The 16,617-nt window shown below is 71.2% G+C and carries 19 protein-coding genes and 1 riboswitch; of the genes, 6 read left to right on the top strand and 13 right to left on the bottom strand.

Translation table 11 applies throughout. The features are described from left to right. From SM611_RS21335 to abc-f, 3 genes are all read right to left on the bottom strand, one after another. Positions 1 to 669 carry a GNAT family N-acetyltransferase gene (locus SM611_RS21335; protein ID WP_371951627.1) on the bottom strand — a complete coding sequence of 223 codons (669 nt, stop codon included), beginning with the start codon at positions 667 to 669 and terminating at the stop codon, positions 1 to 3. Between the two features lie 173 nt (positions 670 to 842). Then, the gene (locus SM611_RS21330) at positions 843 to 1,307 is read right to left on the bottom strand and encodes a DoxX family protein (RefSeq protein WP_371951626.1); all 465 of its coding nucleotides are present in this window, start codon (positions 1,305 to 1,307) and stop codon (positions 843 to 845) included. Between the two features lie 150 nt (positions 1,308 to 1,457). Beyond that, entirely contained in the window at positions 1,458 to 3,074 is a 1,617-nt protein-coding gene (abc-f, locus tag SM611_RS21325; protein WP_371951625.1) for a ribosomal protection-like ABC-F family protein, read from the bottom strand. A 153-nt stretch (positions 3,075 to 3,227) separates the two neighbouring features. On the opposite strand from abc-f, the gene SM611_RS21320 reads away from it, so the two are divergent. Continuing rightward, a complete protein-coding gene (locus SM611_RS21320) occupies positions 3,228 to 3,821 on the top strand; it encodes a TetR/AcrR family transcriptional regulator (protein WP_371951624.1) in 594 nt (197 codons plus the stop codon). 7 nt (positions 3,822 to 3,828) lie between these two features. Here SM611_RS21320 and SM611_RS21315 read toward each other — a convergent pair whose 3' ends face one another. From SM611_RS21315 to SM611_RS21305, 3 genes are all read right to left on the bottom strand, one after another. After that, positions 3,829 to 4,596, bottom strand: a complete 768-nt coding sequence (locus SM611_RS21315; protein WP_371951623.1) for a group II truncated hemoglobin — start codon at positions 4,594 to 4,596, stop codon at positions 3,829 to 3,831. A gap of 71 nt (positions 4,597 to 4,667) precedes the next feature. Then, on the bottom strand, positions 4,668 to 5,231 hold the full coding sequence (locus tag SM611_RS21310) for a copper resistance CopC family protein (protein WP_371951622.1): 564 nt from the start codon (positions 5,229 to 5,231) through the stop codon (positions 4,668 to 4,670). Positions 5,232 to 5,315: 84 nt separating this feature from the next. Further along, positions 5,316 to 5,969 carry an MFS transporter gene (locus SM611_RS21305; protein WP_371951621.1) on the bottom strand — a complete coding sequence of 218 codons (654 nt, stop codon included), beginning with the start codon at positions 5,967 to 5,969 and terminating at the stop codon, positions 5,316 to 5,318. Positions 5,970 to 6,074: 105 nt separating this feature from the next. Beyond that, positions 6,075 to 6,292: riboswitch (cobalamin riboswitch) on the top strand. A gap of 172 nt (positions 6,293 to 6,464) precedes the next feature. Between SM611_RS21305 and SM611_RS21300 the strand changes: the two genes are divergently transcribed. The 4 genes from SM611_RS21300 (at position 6,465) to SM611_RS21285 (ending at position 10,721) form a co-directional block, all read left to right on the top strand. Beyond that, entirely contained in the window at positions 6,465 to 8,738 is a 2,274-nt protein-coding gene (locus SM611_RS21300; RefSeq protein WP_371951620.1) for a ribonucleoside-diphosphate reductase subunit alpha, read from the top strand. Continuing rightward, on the top strand, positions 8,735 to 9,757 hold the full coding sequence (locus SM611_RS21295) for a ribonucleotide-diphosphate reductase subunit beta (protein ID WP_371951619.1): 1,023 nt from the start codon (positions 8,735 to 8,737) through the stop codon (positions 9,755 to 9,757). Before SM611_RS21300 ends, SM611_RS21295 begins: the two co-directional genes overlap by 4 nt. 53 nt (positions 9,758 to 9,810) lie before the next feature. After that, entirely contained in the window at positions 9,811 to 9,969 is a 159-nt protein-coding gene (locus SM611_RS21290) for a hypothetical protein (RefSeq protein ID WP_371951618.1), read from the top strand. A gap of 335 nt (positions 9,970 to 10,304) precedes the next feature. Then, on the top strand, positions 10,305 to 10,721 hold the full coding sequence (locus SM611_RS21285) for an acyl-CoA thioesterase (protein ID WP_371951617.1): 417 nt from the start codon (positions 10,305 to 10,307) through the stop codon (positions 10,719 to 10,721). A gap of 52 nt (positions 10,722 to 10,773) precedes the next feature. Here the strand turns inward: SM611_RS21285 and SM611_RS21280 are convergent, their stop codons facing one another. Next, entirely contained in the window at positions 10,774 to 11,364 is a 591-nt protein-coding gene (locus SM611_RS21280) for a hypothetical protein (protein WP_371951616.1), read from the bottom strand. 5 nt (positions 11,365 to 11,369) lie between these two features. Then, positions 11,370 to 11,837: a hypothetical protein gene (locus SM611_RS21275; protein ID WP_371951615.1), complete on the bottom strand. Its 468-nt coding sequence runs from the start codon at positions 11,835 to 11,837 to the stop codon at positions 11,370 to 11,372. A gap of 152 nt (positions 11,838 to 11,989) precedes the next feature. On the opposite strand from SM611_RS21275, the gene SM611_RS21270 reads away from it, so the two are divergent. Next, positions 11,990 to 12,544: a hypothetical protein gene (locus tag SM611_RS21270; RefSeq protein ID WP_371951614.1), complete on the top strand. Its 555-nt coding sequence runs from the start codon at positions 11,990 to 11,992 to the stop codon at positions 12,542 to 12,544. A 12-nt stretch (positions 12,545 to 12,556) separates the two neighbouring features. Here the strand turns inward: SM611_RS21270 and SM611_RS21265 are convergent, their stop codons facing one another. Genes SM611_RS21265 through SM611_RS21245 form a run of 5 tightly spaced genes read right to left on the bottom strand, consistent with a single transcriptional unit; the run spans position 12,557 to position 16,581 of the window. Then, positions 12,557 to 13,186, bottom strand: a complete 630-nt coding sequence (locus SM611_RS21265) for a pentapeptide repeat-containing protein (RefSeq protein ID WP_371951613.1) — start codon at positions 13,184 to 13,186, stop codon at positions 12,557 to 12,559. Then, complete coding sequence (locus tag SM611_RS21260) at positions 13,161 to 13,553, bottom strand: hypothetical protein (RefSeq protein ID WP_371951612.1); 393 nt, start codon at positions 13,551 to 13,553, stop codon at positions 13,161 to 13,163. Before SM611_RS21260 ends, SM611_RS21265 begins: the two co-directional genes overlap by 26 nt. 29 nt (positions 13,554 to 13,582) lie before the next feature. Beyond that, on the bottom strand, positions 13,583 to 14,713 hold the full coding sequence (locus SM611_RS21255) for a hypothetical protein (protein WP_371951611.1): 1,131 nt from the start codon (positions 14,711 to 14,713) through the stop codon (positions 13,583 to 13,585). 46 nt (positions 14,714 to 14,759) lie between these two features. After that, a complete protein-coding gene (locus SM611_RS21250; RefSeq protein ID WP_371951610.1) occupies positions 14,760 to 15,491 on the bottom strand; it encodes a PaaX family transcriptional regulator C-terminal domain-containing protein in 732 nt (243 codons plus the stop codon). Positions 15,492 to 15,519: 28 nt separating this feature from the next. Then, positions 15,520 to 16,581 carry a hypothetical protein gene (locus tag SM611_RS21245; RefSeq protein ID WP_371951609.1) on the bottom strand — a complete coding sequence of 354 codons (1,062 nt, stop codon included), beginning with the start codon at positions 16,579 to 16,581 and terminating at the stop codon, positions 15,520 to 15,522. Positions 16,582 to 16,617 lie beyond the last annotated feature (36 nt).

The raw sequence follows: 16,617 nt of genomic DNA, 5'->3' as shown, positions 1-16,617 counted from the left end.
TCAGGGGATCCGGAAGCCGCGGAAGGTCACGTGCCTCCGGGTCTCGAAGCCGAGCCGCTCGTACAGCGCGATCGCGCCGGTGTTCGCCTCGATCACATGCAGGAAGGGACGCTCGCCCCGGGACATGACGCGAGCCGCGAGCGCGCGTATCAGCCGGGCGGCGTGCCCGCGTCCCCGCGCTTCGGGGGCGGTGCAGACGGTGCTGATCTCCGTCCAGCCCGGGGGCCGGAGCCGCTCGAGGGCGCCGTTCTCGCGGATGCCGACGTAGGCGCCGAGTTCGCGGGTGCGCGGCCAGAACGGTCCCGGCCGGGCGCACGCGACAAGATCGAGCATCTCGGGCACATCGTCCGCACCCAGTTCGACCACGCCGTCGTCGGTCTCGGCGCTGCCGGACCAGACCATCTGGAGCCCGCCGAGGACGAAGACCGGCTCCCAGTCCGGCGGCGGGGTCGCGGGGCTGCTGAACATGTCGGCGAGTTCGCCGCGTCCGAGCAGCCTGGCGAGGTCGTCCCACTCCGCCGCGTCCGGCTCGGCGGGCACGGTGGAGAACGTCGACACCCCCGGCAGGTAGGTGGCGGCCCGTCCGAGCCGGCGGGCCAGGTGCGCGTGGTGCCCGCGGAGCGACTCGCCCACGGGATCGTCCAGTGCGACGCCGTCGCCGTCCGCCATCGTGCCGCACCTCTCGGGCCGTGCGTAGAAATCGGGCGAACTGGATGCTACTGCCCGGAGTCGCGTGGCCTTTCCCCACGTCCCCACGTCCCCACGTCCTCACGTCCCTGCGTCCTCTCGCCGGCGATGACCAGAGCCCCCGACCATCCTGTGGTCGGGGGCTCTCTGGTGGGTCAGCGCTTCAGGGAGTGCAGCAGTTCGCGGGTTTCGGGGCGGCGGTCCCAGGCGATGGCGGCGAACACGGCGGCGAACGCGGCGGGCATCGCGCTCCACGCGGGCTCCAGCACCAGCACCTGGGTCACGACGGCGCCGGCCATGAGGCCGATCAGCCCGGTGGCGGCGATCCCGGCCAGCCGCGGGAGGACCAGGCCGATCGCCCCGGCGACCTCGACGACGCCGGTGAGGTACCGGAACCACTGGCCCCAGCCGATCCGGGCGAAGGTCTCCACGGCGTTGGCCTCCCCGGCCAGCTTGGGCAGGCCCGAGGCGATCAGCAGGAACGCGGCCAGCAGGATCTGCACGCCCCACAGCACCTTGCGCCGCGTACCACGGCGCTTCCCGGCGGCCGGGGCGGTCGGGGCGGCCTGGGCGGCCGGGGCGGGAGCGGAGTCGGAGGTCTGGATCGTGTGAGCGGTCATGGCGGTGGCCCTTCCGTGCGGTGCGTCTCATCGGCCTTTCACTGACGCGTCGCACGACCCACCGCCGGATCGACATCCCATCTGATTTTCTTTCAAGATTTTTTCTCGGGGCCTCGTGGACGCCGGTGGCGCCTGCCGACCGGTGGCCTGTCAGGCGTTCTCCAAGGCCGGACGCGACCCGTGACGTCCCAGCTCCAAGCGGGTTCCGGTGAACGCGGCCCGCAGGCGCCGGTCGTGCGTCACGACCACCAGGGCGCCCTCGTACGCGGTCAGTGCCTCCTCCAGTTGCTCCACGAGCATCGGCGACAGGTGGTTGGTCGGCTCGTCCAGCAGGAGCAGGTCGACCGGTTCGCCGACCAGCCGGGCCAGCTCGATCCGGCGCCGCTGCCCGTAGGAGAGGTCGTCCACGCGCAGCATCAGATCGGACGGCCGGAACAGGCCGAGGGCGAGCAGCGCGTCGGCGTGCTCGTCCAGGGTTCCGGGGCGGTTGTGCGCGTAGGCGCTCAGGACGGTGTGGTCCGTCGGCCGCACGTCCGGTTCGTCCTGGCGGAAGAAGCCGACGCGGCCCGTGCGGCGCACCTCGCCCGCGTCCGGCCGCAGTTCACCGGCGAGCACCCGCATCAGCGTCGTCTTGCCCGCTCCGTTGGGGCCGGTGACCAGCAGCCGCTCACCGGCGTGGACGGTCAGGGAGTCCAGGCGGAGCCGTCCCGTGACCACGAGGCCGTCGATCTCGACCCCGGCGGGTTCCGCGGTGGTGAGGGCGGGCGTGAAGCGCAGCGGCTCGGGCGGCGGCGGTGCCGGATGGTCGGCGAGCCACCGCAGCCGCTGCCGCGACTGCCGGATGCGTCCGGCCGCGCCGTGCGTCCGCGAGCGTGCCCGCCACGCCCCGGTGCCCATGCCCGCCTTGGCCATCTTGCGCGGGATGCCCGCGAGCCGTCCGGCGTTGGCGGTCACCAGCGCGGCATGCCGGTTCCGCTCGGCCGTCCACTCCTCGTGGGCCCGCGCCTGCGCGGCACGCTCGGCGGCCTTGGCCGCGAGGTATCCGCCGTATCCGTCGCCGTAGCGGCGCACCTGCCCGTCGCCGACCTCCAGGACGGCGGTGGTCACGCGCTCCAGGAACGTCCGGTCGTGCGTGATCGCGACGACCGTGCCCCGGTGCGCCCGCAGCCGCCGTTCGAGCCACTCCACGGCCTGGTCGTCCAGATCGTTGGTCGGCTCGTCGAGCAGCAGCAGTTCGGGAGCGGACGCCAGCGTCGCGGCCAGGGCGAGCCGCGAGCGCTCACCGCCGGAGAGCGTGCCCAGCCGGCGGCGGCGGTCGAGCCCGGGGAGGCCGAGGCCGTGCAGCGCGACGTCCACGCGGGTGTCGGCCTCGTAGCCGCCCCGCGCCTCGAACGCCGCGACCAGCCCGGCATAGAACTCCAGGTCGTCTTCGCCGAGCGAGCGTTCGGCCGCGCGCATCCGGGCCTCCAGGTCGCGCAGGTCGGCCAGCGCCGTGTCGATGGCGTCGGCCACCGTGGCGTGCGGCGAGAGCGCGAGCGACTGCGGCAGGTACCCGATGCCGCCTGGAGCCACGACCACGAGCTCGCCGTTGTCCGGCCGCTCGGCGTGCGCCATGAGCTTGAGCAGCGTGGACTTGCCCGATCCGTTGTCGCCGATCACGCCGACCCGCTCGCCGGGCCGCACGGTGAGCGACACCCGGTCCAGGACGACCCGGTCGCCGTAGCGCTTGGTGATCTCGGTGAGTGCCAGTTGGGCCGCGGTACGCAAACGCCCACCTCCCTCTTCAGTGCCGGCTTGCGGCTGAGGCGCCCCAGGCACCACAAGACGAGACGTTCCGTCTCGTCTAATCGAGTATGCGAACGGATCGACGCTTTGTCAAGACGGACCGTCTCGTCTCGTCGTGATGCTAGGCTCCGAGCCGTGTCGCAGGCCAGAAAGCCCAACCCCGCCCGGCGCAGCGAGCGGTCCCGCCGGGCCGTCCTGGACGCCGCGCGCGCCCTCGTCTCCGAGGTCGGCTACGCCAAGGTGTCGATCGAGGCCATCGCGTCCCGCGCGGGAGTGGGCAAGCAGACGATCTACCGCTGGTGGCCGTCCAAGGGCGCCGTGATCTTCGACTCGTTCCTGGAGCTCAGCAGGGGCGAGGACGGCGTCCGGCTGCCCGACACCGGCGACCTGGAGGCCGATCTCAAGACCGTCATGCGGGCGACCGTCGCCGAGTTCGCCGACCCGGTGTTCGAGGCGCCCGTCAGGGCGCTCAACCTGGAGATCGTCGCCGACCCCGCGCTGGCCGACGCCTACCGCGAGAAGCTCGCCGGCCCCGTCGACGAGGCCAAGAAGGAGCGGTTGCGCAGCGCCCAGCGGGCGGGCCAGCTCGCGGCGGACGCCGATCTCGACCTGGTGCTAGAGGTGCTGTACGCCCCGCTCCACCAACGCTGGCTGCACCGATCCGGCCCCCTCACCCCGGAGTACGCCGACGCCCTCGTGGAAATCACCCTCCGCGCCTTCGCCCCGTAGCCCCGCGTTACTCGGACGGGATGTAGGGCGGGGCCACGCCCCAGCTCCAGTGCGGCATGGGGGCCTCCAGGGGCGGGGTCGCCTCGGGCTGGGAGTTGGCCAGCGCTATGCGCGTGCCCCACTCGATGTAGGAGGCGAAGGCGGCGCGGAACTCGGGGTCGTCGGGGAGGCCGACCTCGTCCGCCGCGTCCATCAGGAGGGCGACCCAGCGGCGGCGCTGCGCCTCGGTGATGCCGCGGCCGAGGTGCTGACGGACCATGTGGCGGTAGCCGCCGCGCTCACCGCTGTAGCGCTCCGGGCCGCGGAAGACCTCGCTCAGCCAGATCGCGACCCACTTCGGGTGGTCCGGCGCCATGTGCTCGAACAGGGGGAGGAGCAGGTCGTCCTTGAGGACGTTCGCGTAGAAGACCTCGGTGAGCCGCTCGAACACCTCGCCGCCGCCCGCCCAGTCGTACATCGTCGGGACGGACGCCCCGGCGCCGTGCACCGGCGTCCGCTCGTAGTGCCGCATCTCCTCGATCTGCCGCACGTACGGTTTGATCTCGGCGAAGAAGGCGGGGAAGTGCTCGCCGCCGCGGAATCCCTTCATGTGGTCGTCGGCGGACGTCCAGCGGATGCGCAGGATGTACGACGAGGGCTCGTCGACGCATCGGGACAGTTCGTAGTCGACGCACTGCGGCGCGGCCGAGAGGGGGACGGCGGCCCGCGCGTACGCGGCCTCGAACTCCTCCGTGTCTTGCGGATCGATGGTGTAGCGGATGTACTCGACGATCATGAGGCCCCCAGGATTGCCACCGGTCGGGTAATCACTGTAATCCTGTAATCACCCGACCGGGAGGCAAATGATCAATCCTGGCCGGCGGAGGACCGGCGGAGCCGGCCGGCCGCGCCCGCCGCCAGCACGACGACCAGCACGATCAGGCCGATCCAGAGCCAGCCGGACGAGCCGCCCGAGTCCTCGGCGGACGTCGCGGACGCCGGAGACGCCGGAGACGCCGGAGACGCCGGAGACGGTGCCGGCGCCGCGGGTCGCGCGGTGCCCGTCACGGTGAAGGTGTAGGCGCCCTCGACCGGGTGCCCGTCCGAGGACACGACGCGCCAGCCGACCGTGTACGTCCCGTCCGGCAGGCCGCCGCCGACCACCTGCGTGACCTTGTTGTCGACCGCCCGCGCCGATCCCGACTGGTACTGCTTCTTCGCCGCGTCCGTCACGACCACGCGCGGGAGCCGGACCGGGTCCGTGTAGGTCAGGACGATCTCGGACGGCGCCGCGACCGTCGCGTCCTTCGCGGGGCTGGCCGACGTGAGCGTGGTGTGGGCGGACGCCGGGGCCGCCGTCAGCGCGGCCACGGACATGGCGGCGAGGGACGTGACGGCGCCCAACCGGCGCGCGTGCGTGGGGAAGGACATGACGGAACTCCGTTCGAGTCGTACGGGAAGAAGCCGGACGCGCCGTGGACCGGCATCGGCGTCCGGTGACGTACGGCGCTCGCCTCAGGAGTGGGCGAGCGCCCTCGAACGCGGCGGGGGACCCCGCCGGACGACCTGGTGCCGCAGCACCCTGCCGACGGCCGGGCCGGCGACCGGCGCCGGCACCACCGGGACCGGCCGCGGGGGCACCGCCTTCTCGACGGTCAGCAGGGCGAGCAGCAGCCGGACGGGACGGTCGGCCGCCGCGGCGACCCGGCGGGCCACCGTCCACGCCGCCCGCTCGCCGCGCCGCAGCCACCACGCGGCGACCAGCGCCGCCACGCAGTGCGCGAGCGTCATGACCAGGCCGCTGGCGGCGCCGTGCGCGGCCGGGGCCGCCATGGCGTCCGCGCCGGACGACATCGCCCCGTGCATCGCGGGCGTGTGGTGCGCCATCGCGGGCGCGTGGTGCGTCGCGGGGGCGGCCTGGGTGAACAGCGTGTGCAGCGCGAACTGCCCGCCGAGCAGCCCGCCCAGGATCGTGGCGAGGGAGCGTTCGTGCCCGGCCAGCATCAGCGACACGCCGAGGACCGCGCCGAACCCCGTCATGCCCGCCCACCCGGGGACCGCGTCCCCACCGGCGAGGACGTGCCCGAGGACGGCCAGCGTCACGCACACGGTGGCGAAGACCACCGCGCGTGCGATCCGGAACCAGGGGCTCGGGGGGTGCTCGGACATGACGGCTCCATCGTGCCAGCACCGTCCCGGCCCGCGCAGCCGACCCGCGGACACCGCCGACGCGCCCAACATCTTGGGGTTGCACAAAGATCGCCAACTAGATGTAGGGTTCCAATCCCGTGCTGGTACGCCCCCGCCGTTCGCGGCGGGGGCGTCGCAAGAGGGAACCCGGTGCGAGTCCGGGACTGCCCCGCAGCGGTGAGTGGGAACGACCGCCGTCATCACGCACTGGGCCTCGCGGCCTGGGAAGCGACGGCCAGTAGGACGCCTCGGAGGAGGCGGCGCCCGCGAGTCCGAAGACCTGCCGCACGGAGGTAGGGCGACCGGAGTGGAGCTCCAGCGAAGCGAGGGTCGCCTGACCTCCTTCGGGAGTCTGGGGGCCGGCCCCAGGCTGATACGTCCAGGGCCTCGCGGGTGGGCCGACGGGCGGAGCGCGGCGTGCCGTCGCGTCCCGTTCGCGTGCCTCCGCGAGGCGGTTCGCGAGGGGAGACGCACGTGACACAGGCTCTGGCCGCACCACCGGCGACGGGGATCGCAGCGGAGGTCGAGGCCGCCTGCGAGGGGATACCGGACGTCGAGGCGGGCCGGGTGCTCGCCGCCGTCCGAGGCGGAGGAGGGCTCGACGCGGCGGCGCTGCGGGAGCTCGCGATCGGCGAGGCCGCCGCCCTGGTGCCCGCCGAACCCGGCTACTCCAAGGTCGCGGCGCGGCTGCTCGGCGCCCGGATCCGGGACGAGGCGGCGTCCGCCGGGGTCCGGACGTTCGCCGAGTCGGTCGCCGCCGGGCACCGCGAGGGCCTGCTGGCGGACGCGCCCGCCGCGTTCGTCGCCGCCAACGCGGCCGCCCTCGACGCGCTCGTCGACGACGCCGCCGACGACCGGTTCGAGTACTTCGGGCTGCGCACCCTCTACGACCGGTATCTGCTTCGGCATCCGCGCTCGCGGCTCGTCCTGGAGCGGCCCCAGCACTTCCTGCTGCGCGTCGCCTGCGGGCTGGCCGACGGCGTGGCGGAGGCGGCCGAGCTGTACGGGCTGCTCAGCACGCTGTCCTACCTGCCCAGCTCGCCGACGCTGTTCAACTCGGCCGCGCGCCGCCCGCAGCTGTCGTCGTGCTTCCTGCTCGACTCGCCGCGCGACGAGCTGGAGTCGATCTACGAGCGGTACGGGCAGGTGGCGCGGCTCAGCAAGTACGCGGGCGGCATCGGGATCTCGTGGACGAAGGTCCGCTCGCGGGGGTCGCTGATCCGCGGCACCAACGGGCACTCCAACGGCATCGTCCCGTGGCTGCGCACGCTGGACGCGTCCGTCGCCGCCGTCAACCAGGGCGGGCGCCGCAAGGGCGCGGCCTGCGTGTACCTGGAGCCGTGGCACGCCGACGTCGAGGAGTTCCTCGAACTGCGCGACAACACGGGCGAGGACGCGCGGCGCACCCACAACCTCAACCTCGCCAACTGGATCCCGGACGAGTTCATGCGGCGCGTCGAGGACGACGCCCCGTGGTCGCTGTTCGACCCGAAGGAGGTCCCGGAGCTGGCCGACCTGTGGGGCGACGCGTTCGACGAGGCGTACCGGGCGGCGGAACGGGACGGACGGTTCGTCCGGCAGATCCCGGCCCGCAAGCTGTACGGGCGCATGATGAGAACCCTTGCCGAGACCGGCAACGGGTGGATGACGTTCAAGGACGCCGCGAACCGCGCGTGCAACCAGACCGCGGAGCCGGGGCAGACCGTCCATCTGTCGAACCTCTGCACGGAGATCCTTGAGGTGACGAGCGATGGTGAGGCGGCCGTCTGCAACCTCGGATCGGTGAATCTGGCCGCGCACGTCACGCCCGCTGGGGTCGACTGGGAGCGGCTTCGCTCAACGGTCCGCACCGCCGTGCGCTTCCTGGACCGAACCATCGACAAGGGCTTTTACCCCACGCCGGAGGCGGAGGCGGCCAACCGCAAGTGGCGACCAGTCGGCCTGGGCGTGATGGGTCTCGCGGACGTCTTCTTCACCCTTCGCCTGCCGTTCGACTCGGACGAGGCCCTCGCGCTGTCGACGCGCATCGCCGAGGAGATCGCGCTAGCGGCCTACGACGCGTCCGCCGATCTCGCCGCCGCGCATGGCCCGCTACCCGCCTACGCCATGACGCGCACCGCTCGCGGTCAGCTTCACTTGGACCACTTCCCGGACGCGGCACCGTCCCGTCCGGACGCGTGGGAGGCGCTCCTGGAACGCGTCGCCGAGGTCGGGCTCCGCAACTCGCTGCTGATCGCGATCGCGCCGACCGCGACGATCGCCTCCATCGCGGGGTGCTGCGAGTGCATCGAGCCGCCGGTGTCCAACCTGTTCAAGCGCGAGACGCTGTCCGGCGAGTTCTTGCAGGTCAACGCCTACCTGGTGGACGATTTGAAGTCGCTCGGGCGGTGGACGCCGGCCGTCCGGGAGGCGGTCAAGAAGGCGGACGGGTCCGTCCAGGGCCTCGCCGGCCTCCCGGACGAGATGCGCGCCCTCTACCGGACGGCCTGGGAGCTGCCGCAGAAGGCGCTCATCGACCTCGCCGCCGCCCGCACCCCGTACATCGACCAGGCGCACTCGCTGAACCTGTTCATGGAGACGCCGACGATCGGGAAGCTCTCCTCGATGTACGCCTACGCGTGGCGTGCCGGGCTCAAGACGACGTACTACCTGCGTTCGCGTCCGGCGACGCGGATCGCGCAGACGACGGTCGCGTCCGCCGCCGTGTGCTCCCTGGAGAACCCCGAGTCCTGCGAGGCGTGCCAGTGAGCGCGCGAACGGAAGGGCGCGGCATGCTGCTCGACCCCGGCATGGACCTGACCTTGCGGCCCATGCGCTACCCGGACTTCTACGAGCGGTACCGGGCCGCGATCCGCAACACGTGGACGGTCGAGGAGGTCGACCTCGCGTCCGACCTGGCCGACCTGGCGCGGCTCACGCCCGCCGAGCTGCACCTCGTCAACCGGCTCGTCGCGTTCTTCGCCACCGGCGACTCGATCGTGGCGAACAACCTGGTGCTGAACCTCTACAAGCACGTGAACGCACCGGAGGCCCGGCTCTACCTATCTCGGCAGCTATATGAGGAGGCCGTCCACGTACAGTTTTATCTGACCCTCCTGGACACGTATCTGCCCGATCAGGACGAGCGCGCAAGAGCGTTCGCGGCGATCGAGCACATCCCGTCCATCCGGGCCAAGGCGGAGTTCTGCTTCCGCTGGATCGACTCCCTCGGCGCCTTGGGCGAGCTCCGCTCCGCCGCCGACAGGCGCGCCTTCCTCCTCAACCTCATCTGCTTCGCCGCGTGCATCGAGGGCCTGTTCTTCTACGGCGCCTTCGCGTACGTGTACTGGCTGCGGTCGCGCGGCCTGCTGAACGGCCTCGCCTCCGGGACGAACTGGGTGTTCCGCGACGAAAGCGCGCACATGGAGTTCGCGTTCGCCGTGGTGGACACCGTCCGGGCCGAGGAACCGGAGCTGTTCGACGCCGAGCTGACCGCCCAGGTCGCCGCGATGATGGACGAGGCCGTCCAGGCGGAGCTGGCCTTCGCCCGCGACCTGTGCGGTGACGGCCTGCCCGGCATGCGCGCGGACGACATGCGCGCCTACCTCGAATACGTGGCGGACCAGCGGCTCGTCCGGCTCGGTCTCCGGGCCCGCTACGGCACCGCGAACCCGTTCGCGTTCATGGAGCTGCAGGACGTCCAGGAGCTGTCCAACTTCTTCGAGCGGCGGGTTTCGGCCTACCAGATCGGCGTCGAGGGGAGCGTCACCCTCGACGAGGCGTTCTGAACTTCCAGGACCGGGCACTCGTTGAACGGAGACCTAGGCCGAGGAGGACGAACATGCCTGTCGTCGACCGGATCATGAGATACGTCAGGGGCCCGCAGGGCCGCAAGATGCGGGCCAAGGCCGACCGCTACGCCCGCGACCCGCGCACGCAGGCCAAGGTGCGCGGGCTGCTCGCCCGGCTGCGCGGAGGCGGTGGCCGCCGCAAGTACTGACCCCGCGCGACAAGGCCCGCCCCGGTCCGGGGCGGGCCTTTTGCATGATGGGCGTAACTGCAAGTTATTTGCAATAGTGGCCGGGAATGAGACGGGTGTGCAGGCCCGCTTCGACGCGGCCCGCGCGTCCTGAGAGACGGCGGCGTCCGACGGGGCGCCGCTCCGGGGCGGCGTTCACCTGGCCGGGATCGTGCTCAGAACCTTTCCTTGCGGCCTGGTGGACGCCGCTTCCGCCTTGGGCGCGCGCACCAGCGCGCCCGGACCCCGTTTTGCGTGGCCACCGTCCTGCCGGTCCGATGCCGTGCAGCCCCTGTGACGACCCTAGGCTGCCCTTCATGACCGGCGAGTACCAGCACTGGGAGAACGTCCCGACACGGTGGAAGGACAACGACGTCTACGGGCACGTCAACAACGTCGTCCACTACTCGCTCATGGACACCGTCATCAACGCGTGGATGATCCGGACGGCCGGCTTCGACCCCGCTACGTCCGCCTCCATCGGCCTCTGCGTCGAGTCCCATTGCGAGTACAAGGCCGAGGTGTCGTTCCCGGACGCGATCAAGGTCGGCCTCCGCATCGGCAAGCTGGGCCGCTCCAGCGTGCGGTGGGAGATCGGCATGTTCCGCGCGTCCGACGGCGCCGCCGTGGCCGAGGGCCATTTCGTGCACGTCTTCGTCGACCGGCACACCCGCCGCCCGGTCGAGATCACGGGACCCGTCCGCGCCGAGATGGAGAAGCTGCTCACCCCTTGACCGAGACCAGCGCCGCCGTCCTCGTCGAGTCGGGACGCCCCGCGAACGCCCGTCAGGCGTGCTCCCGTGCCGTGGCCAGCGCAGCCCGGTACTCATCGAGCCACTCGGCGCCGGCCTGGTCGGACGGGATGCCGTCCAACCCCTCGGCCAAGAGCGCCGCCGCGTCCGAACAGTCGCCGATGCCGAGCCACGCGACGCCGATGTTCAGGTCGAAGAACGGTCTGGAGTACCAGTACACGGGTGGCGGAGGTTCGATGTCGTCGGCGGCCCGGTCGGCCGCCTCGTCCAGGAGGCGCCGCGCACGGTCGGCCTCCCCCAGCGCGGCGTACCCCTGGGCGGCCTGCAGCCGGTCGAAGGTCGCCTGAACGGGATGACCGCCCGGAGTGGCGAGAGCCGCCATGGAAGCCCGCACCACCCCGCGAAAGCGGCCCTGCTGCCGGGCGACGTAGCCGCGGAAGGACGTGGCGATCGCCGCGAGGGTGCCGTCGCCGAACTCGTCGGCCAGCTCCTCACCGTCCCCGAACAGTGTGATCGCCCGCCCGTCCCGCCGGAGTGCCGCGTTCAGCCACCCGGCGTACACGGTCCACTCGGCGACGATGCGGCCGAGCCCGCGCCGCTGCGGACCTCGGGCGTCCTTGAGCATCGCGGTCAGAGTGTGAGTTGAGCGGCGACGGGGGAGAGAAGGGCGGCGGCCCCGAGCGCGTCCTCCAGCCTCCGCTGCCCGGCCAGGACGGTGGCGAGGGCATCGAGCGCCGCGGTATCGAGCCGAGCGGGACGCAGCACCGCGAGAGTGAGGCGCTCGGTGTCGTCCAGCGTCACTCCATCGCCGCGCCAGCAGTCGCCGGGGCCGGGCGGGTAGGCGCCGAAGAGGTCGAGTTCGGTGCGGCCGGTGGCTTTGGCGTAGAGGGCGCGGTAGTCGGGGCGCGGGACGAACTTCCCCGCCTCCCATTGCTTGATCATGGTGGCGAGCGACTGGACGCCGGGCAGGGCGGCCCGTTCGCCGGGTGCGGCTGCTTCGCGCAGGCGCTGCGCCATCGCCGTCCGCGACCAGTACGGCGGAGCTTCGCGCACCGCCCGCAGCCGCGCGCCGACGGCCTTCTTGCCGGGGGACGTCACTGCGCTGCACCTTCCGGCCGTCCAGGGGAGGAGCGGTCCCTCGTTCCTCCCTGTTCCTCCCCCAACTCTCCCCTGGCCACGGCGTTCTCGCTGCGTGTTCACTGAAAGTGATCGATGAACTACTTGTGCATACCCCCTGGAAAGCGGTCATCGTGGACGAGATCGAGCAGACCAAAACCCGTCTTCGGGAGGCGTTCCCCGGCTGGAACATCATCCGGTCCGAGCGGGGTCGCCCGCGGGCGACCGATGGACCGCTCCCCCGCGAAGACCTCGACAGCGAGGCGTCGGCCGAAGCCGACACCCCTGAGCAACGCTCCGGGCGGTGCTACGTGCCCGCTGACCCGCTCAGCGCGAAGACCACCCGGTCGCACCGCCGCGTGCTGCGGTGGCGGACCCGCCTGGGCCGCGCCACGGCGATCCGCAACCTCGACCTGCTCGCCGCCGCTCTCGCGCCCGAGGGCTACCGGTACGTCAAGCTCTACAAGGCCGGCGAGTTCCCGGCCCGCCCGCCGACGCTGTGGGTCTTCGCGTACAGCCTGGACGACCACGTCCGCGTCGCGGTCGGTGTCCGCGCGACGCCCGGCGGCAACTGGGCCTACTACGAAGCCGGAAGCGGCGGCCATCTCTCGCCCTGCGGCAATACCGAGCACGCCGCCGACCTGGTGAACGCGCTGCTGAAACACCGCATGTTCCCCGCCACCTGGTAGCGCGGAGTGGATTCAGCCCGTCACCGATACGTGGGCGCCGTTGTCTCTGAGCCAGCGCTCCATCTGGAGGCCGGTCAGTTCGGCGCCCTCCCGGACCACGATCGAGCCGACCACGCTTCCGGTCATACCGCTCACCTTGGCGTTCGTGAGGTCGGTCCCACCGAATGCGGCCATCGTCACGGTCGAACCGCGCAGATCGGTGTTCTTCATGTCGCAGTCGATGAACGTGGCATCGCCGATGCGCGCTCGTCTCAGGTCCGCGCAGGCGAAGGACGTTCGTATGCATTCCGCCCGCCCGAGCTTGGCGCCCCTCATCCGAGCCTTCGTGAAGTTCGCTTCCGTGAGGAAGGACTTGACCAGCTCGACTCCGGTGAGATTCGCCGCACTGAAATTCGTATTCTCGCAGTGTGCTCTCCACAGCAAGCCGTGGCTGAGGTCGGAGTCGGCGAAGTTCGAGCCGCTCAACCAGGCCTCGATGAAGTCGGCGTCGGCCAGATCTGCACCTCGGAAATCCAGATCGAGCGCATAAAGAGTGGAGCCGGGATCGTTGAGCCAAGCGCGCAGTGTCGCGGCGGCCTCCGAGTTCGCCGGCCATGCCCGGGGCTTCCAGTCGCCGTCAGGGGTACCAGATGACGCGGTCACCCCACCCCTCCTGTTCGATGATTCGCCGCATGTCGTTGATCGCAGTTTGATCGGCATTTCGTGTGTCGATTATCACGCCCCGGTTCATCTGGAATTGCTTGAGGAGAGTGCTCCGGAAATCCGCCGAACTGTAGGCGTTTGGAAAAGGTCTTGCGCGGACGTGCTGGGGTACGCCTGGTGGCCAGTCTGAATGAATGCCCTTGATGTCCCAATGAACGCCTTTGTCGATAAAATCTCCCTGCTTTGGTCCGCTGGGGCGCTGATAGCTCTCGTCGAATATTCCTCTTCTGAGGAGATCCAACGATATCTTGGCCTCGTCCTGAGAGCCCTTGGTCGCCTTGAAGTTGTGGTCTGGGTCCCGTGCCACGTCGGCATACTTTTTGGCATTCGCCGCCTTTAGATCGTTAAGCTGGTTTCCAGCGCTTGTTTCTCTGCGGCGGTGAGGGCGGGGTGAGGTTCGTCGGCGGTACCGGGTCTTCGTGGAAGTGCTGGGTGGTCAGCCTGTTCCGGTGCTGTCCGGGGAGTGTCGAGGGTATCCGGAGGTTGCCTGGTCAGGTCGCTCGTCTTGGGGGCTTCTGCGGCGGCGTTCTTCAGGGCTTGAGCGGACTGGGCTGTATCGGCTTTGCCGGTGCGGCGGAGGGCGGTGGCGAGGCGAGCGGCTACGCCGGAGCCTGTGCCGGTGCCGGCGGTTACCGCTGTTATGACGATCGCGGGGGCGGCCTCGCCGAAGGCGCGGACGGGGTCACGTTTCCATTCTTCCCAGTTGACGGCGGCCTTGGCGAAGGCGACCGGGTGCTGGACGCCTTGGGCCAGGCCCTGGATCTGGCCTACGGGGCCTCGTTGCAGCCACCCCTTCGGTTTGATCGCGATGTAGAAGGGGGCGGTGGTCGGGTTGCTCGCCAGGGCGCTGAGGCCCATGTCCTTGACGCCTTGGCCGAGGCCGGGGAGGTAGTGGTGGGCGTAGGCGTTCCAGCCGTCGCGGAGTGGGTTGCCCGTCTTGGCGGATTGGACGACCTGTTGGCGGTCGGTCTTGAGGAGCTCGTCGCGGCTTCGGCGTACCTCGGACTTCTGGTCGGTGACCGTTTGGGCGGAGCGGGAGATCGTGCGGGCGGGGGCTGTGGTGAGGCCGAGGTTGGCGAGGATTTCAGAGAGGGCCTGGGCCGCGTCCTGCCAGGAGTTCGAAGTGCCGGTCAGCTCCGCGTAGAGCTGGTCGAGCTTTTCCGGTGAGCCGCTGCGGACGGCCGGGGTCTGGCGGCCGCCTCGGGGTGCGCCTGCGATGTAGGGCTCCCGGACGCGGGGTGGGCCGGCGCCGGAGGCCAGGTGACGGACGGAGTCGAAGGCGGCGTAGAAGGCGGAGCGGACGTCCTCGTGCTGGTTTGCGAGGGTCTTCTGGAGGCGGTCCGCCGCCGGGCCCGCCAATGCTCCGTCGAGGAGGAGTGTCTGGGCGCGTTTGAGGGCGGGGCCGTGTTCCTCGGCTAATCGCTTGACGTGCGGTAACAGGGACGCCGCTTGCTCTGCCCGGTCCATCGAACCTCCCGTCCGACGGATTGTCAGGGTAGAGGTCGTGGACGGGTCAGGAAAGTACTTGGGTTGTGAGGAGTTGTTCGAAGTCTTTCTCGAATGACTTGTAGAGGGTGCGGAGGGCTGGGCCGGGCCAGGCCGGTGGGAGGAGGGGGGAGGGGAGCAGGGGGTCGTTCAGGAGGTGGCGGAGGACGGCGGCGGCCAGGGTGAAGCGTTCGGCTATCTCGGTGGCGGACGCCAGGGCGGTGCGGAGGGTTTCGGCCTTTGCCGTCCAGGCGTCCAGGTCCCAGAGGGTGGCGGCGAGCAGGGCCGGGTCCTGCTCGGGGCGGCCGGTGAGGAAGGTGCACTGGCGGACGACCGGGTCGGGCCGGGTGCGGGTCAGGTTGGCGGGGCGCAGCCAGGTGCCCTCGCGGAGTTCGGCGAGGCGGAGGGCGGACATGGCCTGGCGGAGCGCGGCGCGGTCGGCGGCGGGGCGGCGTTCGGCGGTGATGACGGCGATCTCCCAGGCGCCGTCCCAGGGGCGGGTGGACGGGAGGCGGCTCTCGTCCTGGCGGGCCTGGCGGTCGAGGAGGCGTTCGGTGAGCGTGTACGCGCCGTCGGACTGGACGAGGTCGCCCGCGGCCACCATGCGGGAGAGCGCGACGCGGATCGTCCCCTCGGCGATGCCGAACAGGTCGCCGACGCGGACGAGGTAGCGGGCCGGGAGGCGGGGAGGGTGGACGCCGAGCAGCGTGCTCAGCACGACCGAGCGGGCGGTGAGCGGGCGGATCTCCAGGCTGTCCATGGCTGGTCACGACACTACCGGGAAGGTCTCAGCCCACCCTGATGTGCCACTCGCCCTCCGCCTCCACGAGGAGGAAGGTCGAGCCCGCCAGTTCGCCTTCGGCGGACGAGATCCCCTGGCCGGACAGGACGCAGGGGCCCCGCCGGAATTCCGGGGTCAGTTCGGTGACGGTGTACGCGCCCCGCTCCCTGTGCTTGAGCTGGATCCGTGCCGCGCCGCCGATGTACCGGCAGATGAACGAGCCGCGTGACGCGATGCTCTGTTCGAGGGCGGGGACGCTGTCACCCGCCTGCAACCAGGTCGACCATGTGCCGGTGCATTTGATGCGGAGCTTGACGGGCCATTCGGTTTCCAGCGGGAGCGGCAGCACCAGGCGGAACGGCAGCGGCGCCTTGCCCAGCCGCACGGCCTTTCCCTGCTGGACGTGGTCGACCTGCCCGGCCCCGTGGAGCCGGACGACGAGCACCGACGGCACGTCCCATCTGGGGCGGCGCAACTCCGCCTCGCCGTCGCCTCGGCCTTTGACGTGGGCCCGCTTGCTCAGCTTCGGGGGAGCGACCTTGAACGGCGCGGGCTGCTTCCCCGGCCCGGAGGGCTGAACGGCTTTGGGACGGGGTGCCGGGACGGGCGGCGGCCGGACGCCCGTCGCGATCGGCGGCAGTCCCTCGGTGAGGCGGATCGCGTCCGCGGCGCACACGTCGACGTCGCGGGCGGCGCCGCCCGGCGGGGCCCAGGCGACGCGGTCCACGGACGGCCCGTGCCGGGAGTCGAAGAAGCAGAGCGGCCGGCCGGCCAGGGAGGCTTCGACGCGGGCGAGGATGCGGCGTCCCTGTTCGAGCGTGTGCAGGACGTCGGCGGCGTCCTCGCGGTCGCGGTCGCCCAGGAAGTGCACCTTGGCCTGCTCGTACGCGTCCAGGGCGCGGCCGTAGTCGGCCATCAGGTCGGGGTCGGCGCCGTGTGCGTCCGGGTCGAGGGGCAGCCGTGCGAGCGCCTCGCCGAACGCGGTGATTTCGGCTTCGACCTGGGCCAGCTCGTCCTCGCGCCGCCGCTTGAAGATCCCGAACACCGCCCACCCCCTGTGATCAGGCAAATGGTACTGATGTGCTCCTTCGCCGCGCGATAACTT

The sequence above is a fragment of the Actinomadura monticuli genome (genome assembly GCF_041463655.1).
In the GTDB taxonomy this organism is placed as follows: Bacteria; Actinomycetota; Actinomycetes; order Streptosporangiales; family Streptosporangiaceae; genus Spirillospora; species Spirillospora monticuli.
The sequence above is the reverse complement of the archived record's forward strand: the minus strand, read 5'-3'. Positions and strand labels throughout refer to the sequence as shown.

Coding starts and splice junctions, on each gene's coding strand:
- SM611_RS21280 (WP_371951616.1), bottom strand. CDS start 11,364: ATGCTCAAGGACGCCCGAGGTCCGCAGCGGCGCGGGCTCGGCCGCATC.
- SM611_RS21250 (WP_371951610.1), bottom strand. CDS start 15,491: ATGGACAGCCTGGAGATCCGCCCGCTCACCGCCCGCTCGGTCGTGCTG.
- SM611_RS21255 (WP_371951611.1), bottom strand. CDS start 14,713: ATGGACCGGGCAGAGCAAGCGGCGTCCCTGTTACCGCACGTCAAGCGA.
- SM611_RS21310 (WP_371951622.1), bottom strand. CDS start 5,231: ATGTCCTTCCCCACGCACGCGCGCCGGTTGGGCGCCGTCACGTCCCTC.
- SM611_RS21285 (WP_371951617.1), top strand. CDS start 10,305: ATGACCGGCGAGTACCAGCACTGGGAGAACGTCCCGACACGGTGGAAG.
- SM611_RS21290 (WP_371951618.1), top strand. CDS start 9,811: ATGCCTGTCGTCGACCGGATCATGAGATACGTCAGGGGCCCGCAGGGC.
- SM611_RS21330 (WP_371951626.1), bottom strand. CDS start 1,307: ATGACCGCTCACACGATCCAGACCTCCGACTCCGCTCCCGCCCCGGCC.
- SM611_RS21305 (WP_371951621.1), bottom strand. CDS start 5,969: ATGTCCGAGCACCCCCCGAGCCCCTGGTTCCGGATCGCACGCGCGGTG.
- SM611_RS21315 (WP_371951623.1), bottom strand. CDS start 4,596: ATGATCGTCGAGTACATCCGCTACACCATCGATCCGCAAGACACGGAG.
- SM611_RS21335 (WP_371951627.1), bottom strand. CDS start 669: ATGGCGGACGGCGACGGCGTCGCACTGGACGATCCCGTGGGCGAGTCG.